Origin of the sequence: Polaromonas glacialis, from assembly GCF_000709345.1 — a bacterium.
GTDB lineage: Bacteria > Pseudomonadota > Gammaproteobacteria > Burkholderiales > Burkholderiaceae_C > Polaromonas > Polaromonas glacialis.
Genome location: NZ_KL448326.1, coordinates 122,319 through 142,416, shown reverse-complemented (window position 1 = coordinate 142,416; position 20,098 = coordinate 122,319). Strand labels below are relative to the sequence as shown.

The window sequence follows — 20,098 nt, the reverse complement described above, 5'->3', positions numbered from 1 at the left end:
CGTGCCGCGCCAGTGCGTACAGGCCATCGAAGGACAGCCTCATGCTCACCGGTTGACCAAAAAGGAAGACGCGAATCTGGCCTTCGGGGAAGAACATCAGCGCCGAACCAGGGTGAGGGTCAGACCCGCGCCGAGGTCCAGGCGCAACTCCAGCGCCGGGCAGGGCGCGGGCGCACCCGAGCCCATCACACCCAAATCGACGAAAGCCATCGGTGCCTGGCTTTGGGCGTCCTGCTTGAGCTGGCGAGGCACGCCAGCCCCACCAAGCAAGCGCGAACGCCAGCGGGCAAAGCTACTGCGGCACAGACCCTCACGGCGGCAGAACGCCTCTACCGTCAATCCGGCGCCTTCAAAGCGTTTGAACGCTTCGAGCCAGGCTTGCTCGTTTAAACGGTGACGGCGCTTTACGCCCTCGTTGACCGTGGCTTGCATCGCTGTTGCTCCTCATCGTAAATCGATGAAGGCATTGTTCCCGGCGACACCTTTGCAAGGAAGGACGCCGTTCAGTTACCGGTTACCCGCCCCGAGGGTGCAGAAGACTGCCTGGGTGGTTAAACGGTGAAACTGTGCATGCCTTGCACCGTGCAAGACTGCTGTCTGGCTTGGGTTGGCTTGGATCAGCGTGGGTCAGCTCCAAAGCCTTGCAAATGGGAAATCCAGCTTGTGCTGTGCCCTGCCCCGCAATTTCGCCACGATGAAATCCATACCCGGCCTGGGCGGCAAAGACCTGCCAGGTCAATCTCAGTGTTCTCTGAGTGATTTGGGGATCGTCATCAATAATCACGGCCATGAGCTCATTCGCAATGCCAACCCCTGCTTCGCCAGCGCTGCCGGCTGCTTCGCAAGCTGGCCCTGCACAGCGGCTTGCCGTCGTGCCCGCGTACGCATGTGAGCAGGGGATTGATGCCGAGAAGCTGGAAGCTGCGCGCATCCGCCTGGAGCTGCTCTACGGCGAAGTCGCCGCTGACTGGCCCGGCTTCATCGCCCGGCCGGGACAGTACGAGATGATGCAGGCATGCATCCTGACGTTCCTCTCGGCCAAGGCGCCCGAAGACCAAGAACGCAGCGGCAACCATTTGGCGCAACTGGAAGCGGGTACCGGCACGGGCAAGACGGTGGCTTACTGCCTGGCGGCCATTGTCGCGGCCGAGGTGCTCAAGAAAACCGTGATGGTCTCGACCGCCACCGTGGCGCTGCAGGAGCAGCTCATCCACAAGGACCTGCCGCGCCTGGCGGGCATCATTCCCGAGCTGACGTTCAACATCCTCAAGGGCCGGGCCCGCTACGTCTGCCAAAGCCGCCTGGAAGGCGTGATCGAGGGCGTGGTGCCCGGCAGCGAATCTGCGGGCGAACTCCAGGACCTCTTTGCTGATAGCCGCCGTTCGGCACCAAGCGCAGCGCGCGACCGTCAAGCGGCCATGCGCTGGTACAAAGGCAGCGCAAAAAAACTCAACTCTGGCGCCTGGGATGGGGACATCGACTCCCTGGCGCAGCCGCCCGACCCGCAGGACTGGCGCGAAGTCCAGGCCAATGCCCACGCCTGCAACGGCGGGCAGTGCGAGCACTTTCGCAACTGCGCTTTTTTCAAGGCCAGGCGCCAGGCGGCTGGCGCTACCTTACAGGTGGCCAACCACGCCTTGGTGCTCGCCACGCTGCAGACCGACAGCAGCCTGATCGATGCGGGCAACACCTTGTTTGTATTCGACGAGGCGCACCACCTGCCGGCCATCGCGGCCGAGCAGTTCTCCTACCGCGCGCGCCTGGGTGCCAGCAGCCGTCTGCTTGCCGGCCTGCGTACGGTGGCGCTGCGCCATGCCAAAGCTCTGCCGGCCTCGACCCGGCCCGATGCGGTCGCCTTTGGCCAGCTTGTCACGGGCTGCACCGACCGCCTGGCCATGCTCGAGCGCTACTGGCAGGACTCCCACCTCGTGAGCGCCGATCAGCCCGTCCACCGTTTCAGCGAAGGCCGGATCCCCGAGGAATTGGTTACCGAGTGCGGGCAGTTGGTGAATCTGCTTCGCGCCATCGGCTCGCAGGTGGCTAGCATCGCGGCGGCCTTGAAGGAGCCCGACGACGCGAAACCGCTTGCCCAGCGCGAGGCGCAAAGCCACGCCGGCGTCGAGCTCGGCGTGTATCTGGCGCGCCTGGACACCCTGGACAAGCTGCTCAGTGCCTGGGCCACCCATGACCGGGTGCCGTGGGCCAAATGGATCGAGTGGGCCGAGGGCGCTGCCGGCATCGCGCCGGACGCTTGGCTGTGCGCCAGCCCGATGACGGCGGCCCAGGTGCTGTCCAGGCACCTGTGGAGCCAGGTCAGCGCCGCCGTCTGCACCTCGGCCACCTTGACCGCCTGCGGCAGCTTTGATTTTTTTGACCGCCTGAGCGGCATGAACCGTTTCCCCAGGCGCCGCTGCCTGGTCGTGGCGTCGCCCTTTGACTACGCCGTGCAGGGCGAGCTGCGCATCGCGCCCATGATGCATTCGCCCAAAAGCCCGGGGTTTTCCGATGAGCTGTGCGACAAGCTGCCGGACCTGCTGCGCGCGCATCAGCATGGCCAGTTGGTGCTGTTCACCTCCAGGCGGCAGATGCAGGCCTGCTATGCCGCCCTGCCCCAGGATTTGGGGGACGAGGTGCTGGTCCAGGGCGTGCGTTCGCGTACCGAGCTGCTCAGGGAGCACAGCCGGCGCGTCAAAGCCGGCTCGCGCTCCATCATTTTCGGCCTGCAGTCCTTTGGCGAAGGCATCGACCTGCCCGGCTCCTTGTGCGAGCACGTCGTCATTGACAAGCTGCCGTTCACGCCGCCGAGCTCGCCGGTCGAGGAAGCTCTGGCCGAGTGGCTCGATGGCCAGGGGCGCGACCCGTTTGCCGAATTGTCGGTGCCACGGGCGAGCATGAAGCTGGCCCAATGGGCCGGGCGCGGCGTGCGCACGGAGACGGACTGGGCGGTGATCACCGTGTGCGACACCCGCTTGAGGACCATGGGCTACGGCCGGGCGATCCTGGCCGGGCTGCCGCCGTTTCCGGTGGTACAACCGTAAGCAACTGGCTAAAACTTTTTGAGAGGGCTTGGTTGACAACCTACCCATTCTTCATGGATGTATCGTTTTCAGACGATGAAATAATTAATCTCAAGCATTACTTCGCCCGTATTAGCTTTGGTCTTAGCTTTTTCTGCACATGAACCGTGTCATCTTTGACGACAAACATGGTCAAGAAACCGACATCGACCAGTTTGGTGAGTGCGTTCTTGATATTTCGCCGGAAACTGCTCAAAGAGTCACCTGACCGGCATAACTCATAAAGCTTTTCCACCTTGAACGGAATTGGATCTCTGTGGGAAGAATAAAACGAATGAAGAAACAGCGCGAGAGTTGCGCGAGTTCCAATGCTTTTACGAGTCTCCCATTCCAAAAGTGTGGTGGTGTCTTCCATGAACAGCATCGACACTGTAGGCTCGAATCGAACCATCCACCGAGCATTGCCTTTATCATCTGATGCAGTCCATGCATATTCACGAATTAACGATCCGCTATACGCCGATTCACTATTGTTAGTGCTAATTTCTATCCCGGTCACTTTTAGACGTTCTATTGACTGTTTAGCGCGCCTGTATGAATCGGAGTGCATACGCCAGCCCATATCCTTTATCAGCTGGTAGCCAGTGAATAACACTGAGTCTGACATAGGCTGATTTCGGGCTAAGTTTATCAACGACATCCAAACCGTTAGATCATCCTGTTGGAGATCTTGACCTGTATAAGAAACATTGTAATTTGACAAGGAGGCAATGTGCAGTTTTGGCAAATACTCGCGCTTTTCCGTGTTCCTAACACTGAAAAGGCCTGATCTGATCAAAGGGTTTGGAACTCCACGGTTATCGTCATCCCACATCGGCAACACAGTTTGCAGCATCCTCGCATCGATGACGCTACGCTGTCTCATCAAGGCTTCTGTTGTCTTCCTTTTGAGAACTTCCATCGAAGTAGCTGCATTTGGCTGGCGTGTGCGTGCAGGGCCTTTAGGCTTGGCCGATGCTTTCAAAACCGATTCAGACAGCATGGCTACAGTTCCAATTGAGTCTTTAGACTCAAGAAGCAACTCGATGTTATCGAAGTTGAGCTTTACAAAAGATGTTTGGTTGGTGCTCATGTAGGACTTTTTAATCTGCACCGATTACATGAGATGTAGCGTTAAAGGTCAAGCGTAACTATTAGCGGTACAACACGCTCTCGATCCCGCGTTCAGATTTATTGATACAAATTGCTTTGTAAATTTCATCATGCTGCTGTTTTGTCCACAGAGGTTTCAAGATTAGAAGAGATTAAGCAAAGACTACGGAAGACTAGGTTCTTCGCAAACCCATTGACTGTGCGGTTTACGACCGGTTTTCGATGATGTACCGCTATTAGCGGTACATCTTTACGCTAATAGCGATACGTCACATCGCTACTAGCGGTACGTCATACCGCTAGTAGTGGTGAATAGTTATTCACAGGCTCAATTGGCTATTTTTTTATGCGAAATGCAACTGCCCTGATACTAGCGGAACAACACGATTGGACTGAAATGATCGATATTTTATTGTTGGCATTGGTACCATGAAGTTGAACAATCGTGTGGGAAGCATCATAAAAATGCAAAAAAGCATAGCGGAGCAACACGTTTTTACATGGACTACTAGCGGAACAACACGTATAGATGAACAGTTGTAGGTCTGTCCGCCTCAGGATGGACACTTTAGGGCTAGATATAGGTGTTTTTTGCTCTTGCAGGCATGGAAAGTCATGCTTCAAGTCGGAAAACAAAAAACTTCTCACTCTCTGCTGGCCGACAGGCTACTAGCGAACCAACACGTTTTGACGTGCCAGTTCATTTTTTTGAGCCTTTCTGGTGAGAGGTATCCTTTGGAGTAGAGAACATCAGCCTTCCAAGTCGTGTTGCTCCGCTAATAGTTTTGGTAGTAGAAAGATCAAAATTCTCGTATCTGTATGCAGGTAATTGTTTAGCTGGAGAGACGTTGATGACTATTGAAGAACTGTGAACGAAAGCGCAACACCAACTTTCACTTCCTCAATTTGGTTTTCTCAACCATGCTGATCAGGAGATCGTGGACAAGTTTTGACGGTTATGCAGATTCACTCAGGCGAATCGGTTGAAAGGTTAAAGCGCTCCCTTAGCTCACTGACTAGACGCTCACGCTCGGCCGGATCGGTCAACATCACTTCCATCACAACCTTACCCGAATCCCAATCTTTAATAGTTCCCCGATGAGCGCCATTCATAACAATCTTGTGTTGCCGACTGATTTCTTTTTGCTTACGGGGCGTCTTTGTTTTCCGAGCCTCCCGTAGCCTAGTCAAGTCGCGTGTGGAAAAATCTCCCGCTGCTACCTTTTGTGCAATGGTAATCAGCTCTGTTTCCGAAAAACCAGACGTCATTAGACTAAGCTCGTAGCCAGCAGTCAGCGTAAATTTGTCAGGAGTTTCTTTCAGCACTGACAAGATGCCAGGGGACAAGTTGAGTAGAGCCAGCGTTTTGTTAATAGTGGTTCTAGGTTTTCCAACAAGAGCTGCTATTTCGTCTTGCGTTCCCACCTCCCCTGCAGCTTGCAATTCCTGCCATGACAAAGCATCGTCTAAGGGCGTGCCGCTTTGCCTTTCATCGTTTTCTGCATAGCTTAGACGGTAGAGATCGAAGTTGTTTTTTGCTGGCAACAACTTGATTTGTATGTGTGTTGCTCCATTTTGCAGCAATGCTTTTTTACGATAATGACCACCAATTAGGATATAAGAACCAGGATTTTCCCAATCGAGACAAGCCGGTGCCGGAGTCATTTGCCCATCAAGCCGTATAGAAGTTGCACGCTGGGTAACGACTGCAGGGTCGTACAGCTTGCGTGCGTTTCTGGGGTTGTCACGCACCTTGGTAATTTCTACGCTCAACACATCAAGCGCAAGCATTTCAACGGTTGATGAAAGACCATTTCCCTTTTCTAAAACGGGGACTGCGCTAGGAGGTAATCCAGAGGGTTTCGCACTGACGATTTGCTCTGCCTTTGCCCAGCGAGTATCACTGCTCTTGTCTGCGCTCTCCATAAACCCAACTGCACGGGCTGACATGTCAAATTTTCGTTTGGTCATTTGCGAACCTTGATTGTTTTGCTTAAACCAAGCAACTTGAGTGTTTCGTCTGCTAACGATTCAATTTCTTTTACTGCATCTTCACCGTTTGAAACAGCATGGGCAGATGAACCCATAACCATTGATCGCGAATAAGCTTTACGATCACCCATCACGCATGGCATAACGGGAAACTCTTTATCTTTCTTAAGAACGTTCATCAAAGCTTTGTCATCGTTCATGTGCATCCGGGTTGCATTGGCGACAACCCGTACAGGGTAATTAAGGCCCATTTCTTCCCTAGCTCTTCGCGCTAGGCGTTTTGCGTTTGGCAACGCAGCCATATCGAGCGGACTTAGTCGCGTTGGTATGAGCGCAAGGTCAGATACAAGAAGCATGCCCCAGGTGGATTTGTTTTCAACCGACGGAGCGCAATCTGCAATGATTACGTCGTATTTATTGCTGAATTCCTTGATTTGCTGTATTACACGCTCTCCATATCGATGTCCAGACCAAACTTGTGCTTTCAATCCATCGCCACCGTTTTCAGTAAGCCATTGCGAAGCCGTCTCTTGTGGGTCTAGATCAGCCAGAAGCACACGAAATCCTCGAAGCCCAAGCGTCCCAGCAAGTTGGCAAGAAGTTGTGGTTTTGCCGCTGCCACCTTTCTCATTGAAAACACAAATCACCTTAGCTGCAATCGCTGTTTCACTCACAATTTTCTCCTTGAATGTTCTGCGCAGAACATAGTCTCATAAATATAAGAAGTTCACTAATATTGCAAATAGTGAACTATTCATTCTTAATATTCTATTGTTCTTTTTAAGAATTCGGAATTTTTTTATAAAAATATGTTATCTAGTGTTCTGCGCGGAACATCATGCTTAGAGAACGTTGTTGGTAGAGGCTGATTTTTGCTTTAGCGCACAGTTGCACCTTTCAGCAGATGATCTGCTTGAGGACAGTATCCAGATGGTTCTCCATGCTGATATCTAGGTTTTAACTAGGCTGTTGACGTAAGTGAAAAGTAGAATTTCGACCTTTTTGGATGGCATAGATAAGAGCAAGTTGCGTGATGAGGAGTGGATGGAAACTGGTTGTGGGCTTGAAGAAACCCCATCATTCGAATTGGATGCGAGAGCCGTGAAGTACCTTCCAGCCAACCCTTGGTTGCTGGTGAAATAGGCCACGGCAGACGGCCGCAACGAAAGGATGCTGGACACCAAAAGGCGCTGAGCGAAGCGGCGATGCTAAAAGCGCTGCGCTTCATCGACGTCTAGGCGCCTGCACCTTCGCGGACGCACATGCGCTTTACCCGGCTGTTTGTCGAGGCGGTCGGGCTGCGTTCGGTCGAACTACTGTTCCCCATGTCAATTAACAAACGAGCCCCATTAAAAATGATTCGACGAACTTGACAAATGCTTTTGCTAGAGAATGTTCTGCGCAGAACACTCTCTACAATATTGATATCCATAGCCAGTCACAGCTTCTTTGCTCATTGCGATTGGCCTTGGGCGGTATTACCGCTGCGATACCAAGCTATATGAGCCAGTCAAGCAGGGAATTGGCATCATAACTTTTGTCGGCCAGCAGCGCGCCTGTGATGCTCATGTTCTTCATCAAGGAAATCGCTTTCGTAATATCCACCGATTGACATCCCGCCAAATTGAAACGCAGGCCAAGCCCAGTGTATCGGTCAGTGCGTAAATCTTGCAACCAAAACCACCGTGAGCGCGTCCCAACGCCTCTGCCACGACCGCGCCAGCGGCACAGGCGTGAATCCGCACCACGGTACTGTCGATGCAAACATTCTTCAGGTCAGCATTGGCTGATACATGGGCCAACATGTTTCCCAGATATCAAACCAGTATCAAACAACTTGAACACACTATTCCAGTGCCAAAGCCTGTTCGGCAAGAAATGCTACTAGCGCGCAAGCGCGCAAAATCCACAGCACTGCCTTCACAAATTGACCACAAGTGCCCTGGGCCAAGGGAACATCGAGGCAATGATCGTGACCGCCTTGCGGCAGCTCCCTTACGACAGGGTGCTGCGAAACTGCGCCCAGCCCGGCGTGCCCGGAACAGCGCGCGCGCCAGATTCAATGCGGAAAGATGTGCTACAAGAACGCCATGAACATGCGGCATCCGGCGACCGGCAGCTGCGCGAGCGCAGCTGTCTGTTTCACCGCGCTCGTACTGCAGCCACAGCAAGAGGCGGTGCGCCAGCCTCGGGTATGGCTTTTGAACCCACACGTCTGGTGCCAGTGCCGGACCGGTTTCTCAAGGTAGCGGTCAGCAGCTCGGTCAAGCACAAGCTCAACATCCTTGACCAATAAATTATGAAACGCATACGCGACCGGGAAGGCGAGGGCGCCTAGACGTCAAGTGAAATGCAGCACTTCTCGCATGGCCGCTTTGCTCAATGCTATGGCGTTAAGAACGTTGTGACACGAATCGGTGGCGAAAGGAGGAGAGGAGCTTGGCTGCTAGCACGTCATCGAACCAGCCTGTGACCAGGTCCAATGGCTGCGGGGTTTCACTGGCGAGGTCGGCGAAGTTATCGAAGAGGCGAATAAGCGCGAGTTGGCGCTCGTCGTACGCGGTTTTTCAGGATACAAAATGTTACCAGGGTTCAAGCGCTTTGCTTTGTGAAACCCGTCCACACGGGCAAGCGTGCCCCGCATGTTCCGGCGCCTTGCTACGGTGAGCGCGCCGTTAATACCTTCATGGTACGACGTGACGGACTCATGAACGCACTTCATTCCACAGAAACGCGAGCGCATTCGCATTTGTCTAAATCTTGGGCCACAGTACACAAACAGGTGCGGGCCCTGGGCCAGTGTACAAAACGAGAACACGGGCGCGGGCAGAAGGGGTCTATAGCTTGCCGGTCTACGAGGTGGGCGGCAGCGAGCGCGGGGACTGTTTTTCGAATCGCCAGAACGCCTTGGGCGGGCCGAACGCAGGCGTGCCAGGGGAGTAGGCAGGGCGGGGTGGAAAAAACCGCTGACGGGGCTGCAAACCGGTCGGACCCGACGTGGCCTGCCCAGGCCGGGTGCCCGGCAGGCCCGGTGGCCGCCACCGGGCCTGCCAGCTGCGGCGAACGCAAGTGCTTGTCAGAACTGAAGTTTTTCATGAGGTGCTGGCTCGGTCCTGTTTTGACGGCCGGATTTTACCCTGAGATAATCAATGTTATCTTAGGGCAGTGGGCTGCTAAAAGTACCCACAAACGTGCATTTTCATAAATCCGTACCTAGATTTTTCATAAATCTGTACCTGCGTAGATAACGAGGGTTGCTACCTGTCAGAAGGCCTTCATTCAACCATGATTTCGTTCAGCTCAGGTACGTTTTCTTGAAAAATTCCATGCGCGGTACGTTATGCTGAAAAATATCTTTTCATGATTTTGAGCCAGTAATTTTCGGATTACAAGGAAATCAATGCCTTGCGTGCACCAAGCCGGGTACGGATTTATGAAAATGAACGATTCACATAAAACCGTACCCAGATTTCACATAAAACTGTACCTGCGTTTACCAACGCTCTGCTGACCAGCAAGGATGCGCTCATCCCTGGCTAATTTCGTTCAGTTCGAGAACGGTTTTAAGTGAAACTCCATGCGGGGAACGTTATTGTGTGAAAGAACTTCACACAATTTTGGTACTGGCTTTTTGGAAATGCAAGCAAATCAACGGCCAATGCCCACTGCGCTGGGAACAGTTTTATGTGAATGAACGCCGTTGCTTGTATTTTTGTGAACCATGGTTCACAATTCGCAAATGCTTCAAATCCTGCGCACCTCTGAATTTGATGCTTGGATCGGCTCGCTTCGTGACAAGGTCGGCCAAAAGCAGGTTTTGGCGCGCCTGGCCCGCCTGTCGCTTGGACACTGGGGCGACTGCAAGCCCGTCGGCCAGGAAGTGACGGAGCTTCGCATCGACTCCGGGCCTGGCTACCGCGTCTATTGCTGGAAAGAGGGCGCCACGGTCGTCGTCGCCCTAGGCGGCGGCGACAAGTCCACTCAAGCCAGGGACATCGCCAAGGCCCAGGGCATGGTCCAACTTTTGAAGGAATGAACGATGAATCCCACAGCCGCTGAAAAACTGGGCATCCAGCCCTTCGATGCCGCCGACTACCTGCAGTCCGATGAAGACTGCGCCATGTACTTGCAGGCCTGCATCGAGCAGGCGCCTGACGATGCCGCCCTGTTCGCCAAAGCGCTGGGCGACATCGCCCGCGCTCACGGCATGATGCAGCTCGCCCGCGACACGGGCATTACCCGCGAAGGGCTCTACAAGGCCCTGGGCGAGCAAGGGAACCCGACTTTGTCCACAGCCTTGAAAGTGCTGCATGCGCTGGGCTTGCGGCTGCATATTGACGCGCGGCCCAAGCACGCCTGAAACTTCAAAGGCTTGGGGGACAGCGGCGATGTCGAAACCCCTGCGATGAACACCGCTGCTTTTACCCACACGGTGGGCTCACGTGCTCGATTTGCGCAATCAGTGCGCAAAAGTCAGGTTTGCGCGTGGCGATGCCACTTGTCGGTTCACCTTCAATGTGTCACTTTTGAACTTTCAATTGGCACCAAATAGACCACACAGATACCTGCAAGGACATGGCGATGGGACGTTTTCAGGTGGTAGCCAATGCCCTGGCCGTTGCCGGCGACCGCCTTGTGGCCATCATCAGCTTCGAGCCTGCCGGATCCGTCACGGTCCGTGATCTTGCCAGTGGACGAATTCATGCAGTTTGCGCCGCGGACCTGAGTGCGCCACCTGCGGCAGTTCGCCTGAAGGCCTCCAGCGAGTCCAACATTTGCGCTGCCACGGATTCCCAGTGGGCGTTGGCCCAACGCCGCAAGGAAGCCATCTGTGGAATCGATGAGGCGCTAAATGCTGCCCGACAAGTCGCGCAAATTGGGGCTGAGTACGAAGTATCCCAGCGCAGACCGGGGCGGTCATCCTTTCGCCCCGAGGCCCTGTCTGCGTAGATATGGGAGGATGCGACTGCGGCAGCCACCAAGGCATCGAGTTGCAGGTCGAGCGCCTGTGATCCGTCGGCTATCGATACCCGCATGTAGCCGATCAGCATAGGTTTTCCTTGTCACTTATACGTTCGATTATGTGACAGTGTGCAGCGATATCGCTCAAGCGTCAAAATTTGTCACTTAAGCCGTTATTTAAAGTAAAGCCCTCAAAGGGTTTGAAGCCGCGCTAATGTGACAAGAATTCGATGGGAATCTCAAGCTCGGCCAACATCGCTGTGGCCTCGCGTTTGGGTATGGACACGTATCGCGCAGAGGAATTCTGCGCAAAAAGTGAAATGGTGCAGGGCACTCCTGATCAACGGGCTATCAGAAGTCCCCAGCACATGGCGGGTTTTGCCCAGCGAGATGGTGCAGTCGTCTTCTGAAAATGACACATCCTTCAATTCATCCCGAGGATGCAGGGGATGCGGCCGGTCTTTGTTGATCGCGTCGAGCCGCGGGCGCAAAATGCGGTTCCATGCGTCCGTTTCGAGTGTCAGTCTGCTCCTGCCTGCTGGCAGCGTGCACGACATTGCCCCCCTACGCGGTGCCCGCGCCCGAGTATCCCCGACAGGGGTTGGTGGCCGTCGACATCGACGGCACGCTGACGCCACGCGACAGTGCCTTCCTCGAAGCACGCGAGGGCGCCGCGCAAGCGCTGGCAACCTACGTACGCAAGGGCTACACAATCGTGTACCTGAGCGCGCGGGTTCCGCTGCTGCAGCAAGGCTTGCCCGACTGGTTGCGACGCCACGAATTTCCCGACGGGCCGTTGCATGTGGCGCAGTCCGCCGGCGACCGTACGCAGGTTGATCGGTTCAAGGCAGACGTGTTGCGCGTCTATGTGCGGCGTGGGTGGCGACTGGCCTTCGCCTATGGGGACTCCAGCACCGACTTCCAGGCCTATGCCGAAGCCGGGTTTCGCCCCGAACAGGTCTATGCGATCCGGCGCCGGAGTGATCCGAACTGCCAGCCAGGCGTCTACATCCTATGTCTTGGCGGGTGGACCGAGCATCTCCCTGAGATCGAACGTATGTTGGCGCCCGCTTGCCGAGCCTAAGGGATGGGGCTAGGATCAATGGACGGGTAACCCAGACCACGGGGAGAGCGGCATGAGGGACACCAGAAACATCGGTCGTGCGGGTCTAGCATTCGCGGCGATGGTCCTGCTGGCGGGATGCAGCGGCTTTGCGCCGTACCGCTTGAACCTTGAGGCGGAGTGCATCGTGTCCGCTGCGGCGCCGTCCCAAACCCCTGAGACGTGCCGCAATGCCCAGCTCGAGAAGGTTCCGGCCGCCGGTGACACCCCAGGATTCGAAGTGGTCTATGTCGAGTTCACCGATCAGGGATGGCTGCAGTCACGGGAGCAGATGAGCCGAGCGATTGCGCAGGCGCTGCCTCGGGCCGGCGACCCGCGGCCGGTGCAACTGGTGGTGTTCGTGCACGGCTGGAAGCACAACGCCGGTTTCGACGACGATAACGTGCGCAACTTCCGCAGCGCCATCCTCCCGCCTTTCGCAAAACGCGCGGGGCCTGACGTGCGCACCTTGGGCCTCTATGTGGGTTGGCGCGGAAACTCGATTGACGTGGCCGGCCTCGACAACATCACCTTCTACGACCGCAAGGCTACTGCCGAGCACGTGGCACGCGGATCAATCCGCGAGCTCTTCTCGCGGATTCGGGTCCTCAGCGTGGACAAAAGCGTGAGCGTGGTACTGATAGGCCACAGCTTCGGTGGGCTGATCGTGTTCAACGCGATCGCAGAATCGCTACTGGACGAATTGGTGCGCGCCCAGGACGGGGCGCTGCCTCGTCGACTGGTGGACTTGGCGCTGGTGATCAACCCGGCGTTCGAGGCATCCCGCTTCGAGCCCCTGTTCCAGGTCGCGATGAGCGCACCGCGCGTCGGCGCTGACCGGCCCTTGTTCATCTCCATCACCGCCACCAACGACAGCGCGACTGGCACGGCCTTCCCCGTCGGTCGCGTGGTTAACTCGCTGTTCGACCACGAAGGCTGGACCGACGAGGACCAATGCCCGGGCGGCTTCACCGTGACCGGCGAGTGCCCGGCCTTCGAACGCTCGTTGCGACTGGAGAAACGCGCAAACACGCACACGATGGGACACATGCCGCGGTACGTCACCCATGACCTGTCACGGTCGGGCGATGGGCTCGTGGAGTGCCACATGGCGCTCAATCCACCCGTGGTCGCTGGTGCGGCGCCCGCACTCTCGCCTCAGGCACCGGAGCCGCGCAACCACTTCCCGCTGTGGACCATGCGGGCTTCGCCGCAGGTCGTCGATAACCACAGCGGCATTTATGACCCAGCACTCTGGGACTTCGTCACAAAGTTGGTGGGTGACCAAGTGAATGTGAACGCGCTGTGCACCGCGCCACCGGGCCGGTGATGCCCGCCCGCGCGCGGCGGGCACGCTGACAGCTTGATGTCCGAAGTCATGCGTTGACCTACTTTTCAACCATTGATAACGGCTATCTTTATCGAGAGCACATTTTCCTTGATGACGCCCGCTAGCCGGGTCAACGGATTGATCTTTCGAGGCTTTCAATCAACATAACGCCAGTCGTCAGCGCCAACCGCAATGCCATGGACCGGCACTCATCAAGTGCAGGAAAACTTAGCCTTGGAGAAAGCTCAACAAGGTGGTTTTCACGACCACGACTAGGGGAAAACCATGTCAAGCGATTGTGTTGGTTTTGCAAGAAGAGTACAAAAGACCCTTTACTTGTCGGAGGGTAGCGTGGCTTGTTATCAATCACTTAAGTGATGTTACGCAGAGCAAAAATCTCTCCCACACAAACGGGGTGGAACGTGCAATAAAAAGGTTGTTTGCTCCACGTGTAGAGCAAAAAATGGTGTGGCTTTCCCACTTCTAACGCTGAAAAACAAACGTCTGCGTAACGTCACTTAATAAATGCACTGCTGCAGACGTGGGTTCACCAACGGGGCAGTGCAACTACCCCTTCTTCACTATGTGCATGGTCTCAATTTCGGCGATAAGTTTTTGGGCGCTCAAAAACGACTTAAAGCCCAACGTCGGATCTGTGATGCGTTTCACAGCCCGGTGGTTCTTCTCCACGAGGTTATTCAGGTACTTGGACTGACGCAGCTCAATATCAAGACAGGCGTCAGCATTGATGCTGCAAATGGAAGCCGTGTTGGCACCGCTTTTGTCAATGGTGATTTTCTCTGACTAGTCCATGTAGGTTGATGGCGCGCTCCAAGTAGCGCCTGGCAGCAGCCAAAGCTCGCTTCGCAATAAGAAGGGATCCACGGTGTGGTCTGCCTTGTCGACTGCACGGTACAAGTATTTCAACTAGCTAGCGACCTTTAATGAAAATCTTGTCCATATGTCAACTCACACCAACAGGACGCTTGCTTCTGCGAAAGACAAGAGCCAAAACGGGCAGAATTTTGAGAGCACCAACGGTGCAGGCTGGAATGGTTGTCAACCATGGCTTATCGCGACAGAGCCGTTTGCAATTCCGGTCGAGTTCAATGTAGCAAATCAAGCAAGGTCCGTGCGACCACCTTGGTAGCACGGCGCAGGTCTTCTAGGACCAGGTGCTCGTCGGCGCGCTTGGCGTTGCTTTCAAACACCGTGCGCGGCCCGGCGCCGTACATGGCAGCCGGCACGCCAGCGGCGCTAAACAGCCGAACGTCGGTGTACAGCGGCGTGCCCGAGGTGGGAATGGGTTCGCCAAACACTTCTTCACCATGCTTTTGCAACGCCTGCACCAGCGCCGCATTGCGGTTGTCGGGTTTCCACGCGTTGGCCATCAGCAGGCGCTTGATCTCGACCGTGATGCCGGGAATGGCCGCGGCGGCATCCAGAATCACGCGGCGCACCTCGGCCTCGACCTCCACCGGGTTTTCCTCGGGAATCATGCGGCGGTCCAGCTTGAACATCACCTTGCCGGGCACGACATTGGTGTTGGTCCCGCCTTCGATGCGGCCGACGTTGAGGTAAGGGTGCGTGATGCCCTCGATCTGCGAGGTGATGGACTGGTAAAGCGGGTTCTGCCGGTACAGCGCCGTGAGGATGGCGTTGGCGCCCTGCAGCGCGTCGATGCCGGTGTCAGGGATGGCCGCATGCGCCATCTTGCCGTGGACCGTGACTTCCATCTGCAGGCAGCCGTTGTGCGCGGTGATGACCTGGTAGCTGAAGCCGGCGGCGATCAGCAGGTCAGGCCGGCTGAGCTTGTTTTTCAGCAGCCAGCCGGGGCCGAGTTCGCCGCCGAATTCCTCGTCGTAGGTGAACAGCAGCTCGATGCCGCCCTTGAGCGGCAGGCCCAGGGCTTCGAGCGCACGGACGGCGAAGGTGTAGGTGGCGAAGTCGCTCTTGCTCACGGCCGAGGCGCGGCCGTAGAGCTTGCCATCGACGATCTCGGCGCCGTACGGGTCGTGCGTCCAGCCATCGCCGGGGGGTACCACGTCGCCGTGTGCGTTCAAAGCGATAATGCGACCGTCGCCGTACTGGCGGCGAACGATCAGGTTGGTGATGGATTCCATGCCGTAGTCCTTGACTTCTTGGGCCGGGACCTGATGCTTTTCAGCCTCGAAGCCAAAGTAGGCCAGCAGCTCTGCGGTGCGCTCGGCATGCGGCGAATTGTTGCCGGGCGGCGTGTCGGTGGGCACGCGCACCAGCGCCTGCAGGAACTTGACTTCTTCGTCAAAGTGAGCGTCAATCCAGGCGTCAAGCGCCGTGTTGTGGATGGTATTGGTCATTATTGTTCCGCAGCAAGTTGGTTAAGGAGGTTCTGGAAGGCGCGCACGCACAGGTCGGCGTCGTCGCTAGTTATTGATTCAAGTGGGTTGTGGCTGATGCCGGCGTTCAGCCCGCGAACGAACAGCATCGCCTGGGGCATGATTTCATGCAGTTTCATCGCGTCATGGCCGGCGCCGCTGGGCATGCGGAACACCGGCAGGCCCAGCGTCTCGACCGCGCGTTCCCAGCGCTGCTGCCATTTGGGCGCGCTGGGCGCGGCGGCGGCGCGCATGGTTTCTTCCAGCTTGTAGTGCACGCCGCGCCGCTCGCAGATGGCTTGTAACGCGCTGCGCGTGTCGGCGGCGCAGGCGTCGCGCACTTCGTTCGTGGTGGCACGGATATCCAGGCTGAAGGTGCAGCGCCCTGGCACCACGTTGATCGAACCGTTGGGCACTTCGAGCATGCCAACGGTAGAAACCAGGTGGGGCACACTGCTGCCGCGCTTCTCGACATACAAGGCCAGTTCCGCAGCAGCCGTTGCGGCATCGCGGCGGCGGTCCATGGGCGTAGTGCCGGCGTGGCTGGCCATGCCGATGATTTCACCCACGAAACGCACGCTGCCGTTGATGGAGGTCACGATGCCCAGCGGCAGATCAACCTCGTTGAGGACCGGGCCTTGCTCGATATGCACCTCGACAAAACCGAGGTAACGGGCAGGGTCGCGCTGCAGCTTAGGGATGTCGTCAATGCACAGCCCGGCATGGTTGATGGCCTCGCGCATCGTAATGCCGTCGGTGTCCTGCTGGTCTAGCCAGGCCGCGTCGAAATGGCCGGTGAGCGCGCCCGAGCCCAGGAAGGTCGCCTTGTAGCGCTGGCCTTCCTCTTCGGCAAAGCCGACGACCTCGAAGCCGAACGGCAGGCGCCAGCCCTGGCGGTGCAACTCGCGCACGCAGGCCATCGGCACGAAGATGCCCAGGCGGCCGTCGTACTTGCCGCCGTTGCGCACCGTGTCGTAGTGCGAGCCGGTCAGCAGGCGCGTGGCCTGCGGATCGCTGCCGTGGTAGATGCCGACCACGTTGCCGACCGCATCAATCGACACTTCATCGAAGCCGCATTCCTCTCGCATCCAGTGCGACAGTCGCTGGGCGCAGGCGCGGTGCGCGTCGGTCAGGTAGGTCACGGTGAGTTCGCCGCGTTCGGCGTAGCCGGGGTCGGTGTTGGTGCTCAGGCGCTCGGCCCAGTCCCAGACTAAGTTGCCCAGGTCGGGCGAGTGGCCGAACTTGTCGTTCAGGCGGAGTTCGGCAATACGGTGAATGTTGCGCAGGCACTCGGCCAGTTCAAAGTCGGGATGGTTGTTCAGCCGGCGCGCAAAGGTGGCGATGATCTCGGCCTTGGGCAGGCCCTGGCCGCGCGGGCCGCGCACTGCCAAGGTAAACGGAAAGCCGAAGCGGGCGCTGTAGTCGGCATTGAGCTGCTGGATGCGCGCGAATTCTTCGTGCGTACAGTCGGTCAGGCCGGCCTTGCCCTGCTCGTTCGTCGATTCGGCGGTCAGGGTCTGGCTGACCATGGCCTTGCCGGCGAGTTCCGGGTGGGCGCGGATCAGGGCCAGCTGCGCGGCCCGGTCGGAGCTGCGCACGCCTTCGGCCAGCGCCAGCTTGAGCTGGGCCAGGCTGGTGAAGGGCCGCCGGGCCCAGGCCTGCGCCGCGATCCACGGCGAATGTTCGTAGGTGCCGTCCAGGAGCTGGACGAATTCGGCCTGCGAGGCCGTGTTGAGTTGTTCGAGGGTAATCATTTGCAGGCGGGCCAGACAAAGGCGTTCTCAGGGTTGAAGGGATGCGCCGCTTTCCAGTGGCGCGCTATGTCGATACGCCGGGCGACCCAGACGCGGTCGTGCTTTTCAATGTGGTCCAGAAAGCGCTGCAGTGCACGCATCCGGCCCGGGCGGCCCAGGATGCGGCAGTGCATGCCGATGCTCAGCATCGCCGGATGCTCGTCGCCTTCGGCATACAGCACGTCAAAGCTGTCGCGCAGGTAGGTGAAGAAATCGTCGCCCTGCGAAAAGCCCTGCGGCAGCGCAAAGCGCATGTCGTTGGTGTCCAGCGTATAGGGAACGACGAGCTGCGGCGCTAGCGAGCCGTCGGTTTTCTCGACCTGGAGCCAGAAGGGCAGGTCGTCCCCGTAATAGTCGCTGTCGTACTCGAAACCACCGTAATCGGCCACCAGCCGGCGCGTGTTCGGGCTGTCGCGGCCGGTGTACCAGCCCAACGGCCGCTGGCCGGTCAGGCGTGCTATGGCCGCCATGCCTTGTGCCATATGTTCGCGCTCGGTCGCCTCGTCAATCCCCTGGTAATTGATCCAGCGCCAGCCGTGGCAGGCGATTTCATGGCCGAGTTCCTGAAAGGCCGCCGCTACTTCGGGGCAACGCTCCAGCGCCATTCCAACGCCGAATACCGTCAGCGGCAAGCCACGCTTTTCAAACTCGCGCAGCAAGCGCCACACGCCGGCGCGCGCGCCGTATTCGTAGATGCCTTCCATGCTCAGGTGGCGCTCGGGGTAGGCCGGCGGGCTGGCCATTTCGGACAAAAACTGCTCGCTGCCAGCGTCGCCGTGCAGCACCGAGTTCTCGCCGCCTTCTTCGTAATTCAGCACGAACTGCACCGCAATGCGGGCGCGGCCCGGCCAGTTGGCATGCGGCGGATTACGGCCGTAGCCGGCCAGGTCGCGCGGGTAAGCGCGAAGAAGGGGGGTGTCAACATTCATGCAAAGGTCAATCAAAGAGGCCGAAGTGCATCGGCAAGGTCTGTGGAATTGGGGTTGAGCCGCAGGTTGCGTTCGACATTGGTAATGTGGTGCTCCATCAGCCGAACCGCCGTACGCGCATCGCGTTTTTCGAGCGCATCCACGATGTGCAGGTGCTCGTCCTGGGAATGCACCGCCGAATGGGCGGACTGGTACATCAGCGAGATCAGCGACGAGCGGCTGAGCAGGTCGGCCAGCAACTGGGCCAACACCTCATTGCCCAGCAGGCGTGCGAGCAGCACGTGAAAGTCGGCCAGCAACCGCGTGCGGCCCGAAACATCGGTGCGCTTGACGGCTTCCTGCTCGTTGCGCAGGTGGGCGCGCAGTTGCGCGATTTGTACATCGGTGATTTGTGCGCAGAGCTGGCGCACCATCGCCGATTCGATCATGGCGCGAACCTCAAACACCTGGCGGGCTTCCTCGATGCTGGGCATGGCGACGGACGCGCCTCGTGCCGCCTCCAGAACCACCAGATGCTCGCGGCTGAGCTGATTCAGCGCCTGGCGCACGATGGTGCGCGAGACATCAAAAATGTCAGCGATTTTTTGTTCGGTGAGCTTGGTGCCCGGCATCAGCCGGCGCTCAACGATGGCAGCGGTGATGGACTCCACGATGCGTTGCGTCGAGCCCGGTGACACAGCCGCTTCCTTGGCGCCGACAACCTGAAGATGGTTAAGACGTTTCATGGATTTTTGTGATTGCGTATTCATTGTGATTTTCAAAGTGTATACACTTTACTCCAGTAAAACAAGTTTTTATCATTGCTAGACCCCGATGTTCGAAGGTAGTGTCAGTTTCGTTGTGTTTTAAAAAGGAGAATTTTTATGGGCCATCTCAGTACCCACGTGCTCGACACCATGAACGGTTGCCCCGCTGCTGGCATGAAAGTGACGCTGCAGCGCCTTGCAGGCGCAAGCTTCGAGACCCTCAAAACCCTCACCCTGAATGCCGATGGCCGCAACGATGGCGGGCCGTTGCTGGACGCCGGCGCCATGGCGATCGGGCGTTATCGCCTGCTGTTCGAGGTGGCGGCGTACTTTCGCGCCCGTGGCGTCGTGCTGCCCGAGCCTGCCTTTGTCGATGTCGTGCCTATTGATTTTGGCATCTCCGACGCGCAGGGCCATTACCACGTCCCCTTGCTGGTGACGCCCTGGACCTACGCGACCTACCGGGGCTCTTGAGCGCCGGCTGGTTGACCGGGGTCTTGTCTGCGATGCGACGATGCAATATTTTTTTACACGATACCGGGAAAACCCTGTGAATCCGTGCCCTGAAAACTGTATACATTAATTCCACGTCGCCGCGGAGCCCGGACTGGCCGGCCCTCTCAAGGCAGGTCCACCCGGTTGCGATGTCCACTCCTTAGAGAGCCCGCAGTGGTAAGGGGAAAGCGCAGCGCATGGCGGCTGTGCATTCCTTGAATTG

General features: G+C 57.4%; 17 protein-coding genes and 1 pseudogene. 7 read left to right on the top strand and 11 right to left on the bottom strand.

Features of this window, described 5'->3' with window-relative positions:
- Positions 1-96: 96 nt before the first annotated feature.
- Complete coding sequence (gene tnpA / locus EC86_RS26680; protein ID WP_036774097.1) at positions 97-432, bottom strand: IS66 family insertion sequence element accessory protein TnpA; 336 nt, start codon at positions 430-432, stop codon at positions 97-99.
- A gap of 356 nt (positions 433-788) precedes the next feature.
- Here tnpA and dinG point away from each other — a divergent pair, with 356 nt between their 5' ends.
- The gene (gene dinG / locus EC86_RS0124065) at positions 789-3,038 is read left to right on the top strand and encodes an ATP-dependent DNA helicase DinG (RefSeq protein WP_156955497.1); all 2,250 of its coding nucleotides are present in this window, start codon (positions 789-791) and stop codon (positions 3,036-3,038) included.
- Between the two features lie 97 nt (positions 3,039-3,135).
- Here dinG and trfA read toward each other — a convergent pair whose 3' ends face one another.
- The 3 genes from trfA to EC86_RS28225 form a co-directional block, all read right to left on the bottom strand.
- Positions 3,136-4,149, bottom strand: a complete 1,014-nt coding sequence (trfA, locus tag EC86_RS0124060; protein ID WP_029528327.1) for a plasmid replication initiator TrfA — start codon at positions 4,147-4,149, stop codon at positions 3,136-3,138.
- 986 nt (positions 4,150-5,135) lie between these two features.
- Positions 5,136-6,140: a ParB/RepB/Spo0J family partition protein gene (locus EC86_RS0124055; protein WP_084181737.1), complete on the bottom strand. Its 1,005-nt coding sequence runs from the start codon at positions 6,138-6,140 to the stop codon at positions 5,136-5,138.
- A complete protein-coding gene (locus tag EC86_RS28225) occupies positions 6,137-6,835 on the bottom strand; it encodes a ParA family protein (RefSeq protein ID WP_084181736.1) in 699 nt (232 codons plus the stop codon). Before EC86_RS28225 ends, EC86_RS0124055 begins: the two co-directional genes overlap by 4 nt.
- A gap of 1,292 nt (positions 6,836-8,127) precedes the next feature.
- Between EC86_RS28225 and EC86_RS29225 the strand changes: the two genes are divergently transcribed.
- From EC86_RS29225 to EC86_RS0124040, 3 genes are all read left to right on the top strand, one after another.
- Positions 8,128-8,457 (top strand): hypothetical protein, encoded by a 330-nt coding sequence (locus EC86_RS29225; protein WP_156955496.1) that lies wholly within the window; start codon positions 8,128-8,130, stop codon positions 8,455-8,457.
- 1,443 nt (positions 8,458-9,900) lie between these two features.
- Positions 9,901-10,197, top strand: coding sequence for a type II toxin-antitoxin system RelE/ParE family toxin (locus tag EC86_RS0124045; protein WP_029528325.1), 297 nt, complete (start codon positions 9,901-9,903; stop codon positions 10,195-10,197).
- 3 nt (positions 10,198-10,200) lie between these two features.
- Positions 10,201-10,521, top strand: a complete 321-nt coding sequence (locus EC86_RS0124040; RefSeq protein WP_029528324.1) for an addiction module antidote protein — start codon at positions 10,201-10,203, stop codon at positions 10,519-10,521.
- Positions 10,522-10,673: 152 nt separating this feature from the next.
- On the opposite strand, the gene EC86_RS28220 is transcribed toward EC86_RS0124040, so the two are convergent.
- Both EC86_RS28220 and EC86_RS30710 read right to left on the bottom strand, forming a co-directional pair.
- A complete protein-coding gene (locus tag EC86_RS28220) occupies positions 10,674-10,865 on the bottom strand; it encodes a hypothetical protein (RefSeq protein ID WP_084181734.1) in 192 nt (63 codons plus the stop codon).
- Positions 10,862-11,197 (bottom strand): recombinase family protein, encoded by a 336-nt coding sequence (locus tag EC86_RS30710; RefSeq protein WP_456299401.1) that lies wholly within the window; start codon positions 11,195-11,197, stop codon positions 10,862-10,864. Before EC86_RS30710 ends, EC86_RS28220 begins: the two co-directional genes overlap by 4 nt.
- Positions 11,198-11,727: 530 nt before the next feature.
- On the opposite strand from EC86_RS30710, the gene EC86_RS0124030 reads away from it, so the two are divergent.
- Together EC86_RS0124030 and EC86_RS0124025 are read left to right on the top strand one after the other, a co-directional pair.
- The gene (locus EC86_RS0124030) at positions 11,728-12,207 is read left to right on the top strand and encodes an LNS2 domain-containing protein (RefSeq protein ID WP_156955495.1); all 480 of its coding nucleotides are present in this window, start codon (positions 11,728-11,730) and stop codon (positions 12,205-12,207) included.
- A 52-nt stretch (positions 12,208-12,259) separates the two neighbouring features.
- Positions 12,260-13,555, top strand: a complete 1,296-nt coding sequence (locus EC86_RS0124025) for a lipase family protein (RefSeq protein ID WP_156955494.1) — start codon at positions 12,260-12,262, stop codon at positions 13,553-13,555.
- A gap of 570 nt (positions 13,556-14,125) precedes the next feature.
- Here the strand turns inward: EC86_RS0124025 and EC86_RS30205 are convergent.
- The 5 genes and pseudogenes from EC86_RS30205 to EC86_RS0124000 form a co-directional block, all read right to left on the bottom strand.
- Positions 14,126-14,613 (bottom strand): annotated as a pseudogene (locus EC86_RS30205) (DDE-type integrase/transposase/recombinase); the annotation flags it as partial.
- 48 nt (positions 14,614-14,661) lie between these two features.
- On the bottom strand, positions 14,662-15,894 hold the full coding sequence (locus tag EC86_RS0124015) for a M20 family metallopeptidase (protein ID WP_029528320.1): 1,233 nt from the start codon (positions 15,892-15,894) through the stop codon (positions 14,662-14,664).
- Positions 15,894-17,666 carry a 2-oxo-4-hydroxy-4-carboxy-5-ureidoimidazoline decarboxylase gene (gene uraD, locus EC86_RS0124010; RefSeq protein WP_029528319.1) on the bottom strand — a complete coding sequence of 591 codons (1,773 nt, stop codon included), beginning with the start codon at positions 17,664-17,666 and terminating at the stop codon, positions 15,894-15,896. The genes EC86_RS0124015 and uraD overlap by 1 nt, the downstream gene beginning before the upstream one ends.
- On the bottom strand, positions 17,663-18,634 hold the full coding sequence (puuE, locus tag EC86_RS0124005) for an allantoinase PuuE (protein ID WP_029527992.1): 972 nt from the start codon (positions 18,632-18,634) through the stop codon (positions 17,663-17,665). The genes uraD and puuE overlap by 4 nt, the downstream gene beginning before the upstream one ends.
- Before the next feature lie 11 nt (positions 18,635-18,645).
- Entirely contained in the window at positions 18,646-19,359 is a 714-nt protein-coding gene (locus EC86_RS0124000; RefSeq protein ID WP_029527993.1) for a GntR family transcriptional regulator, read from the bottom strand.
- Between the two features lie 138 nt (positions 19,360-19,497).
- Here EC86_RS0124000 and uraH point away from each other — a divergent pair, with 138 nt between their 5' ends.
- On the top strand, positions 19,498-19,854 hold the full coding sequence (uraH, locus tag EC86_RS0123995; RefSeq protein WP_029527994.1) for a hydroxyisourate hydrolase: 357 nt from the start codon (positions 19,498-19,500) through the stop codon (positions 19,852-19,854).
- Positions 19,855-20,098 lie beyond the last annotated feature (244 nt).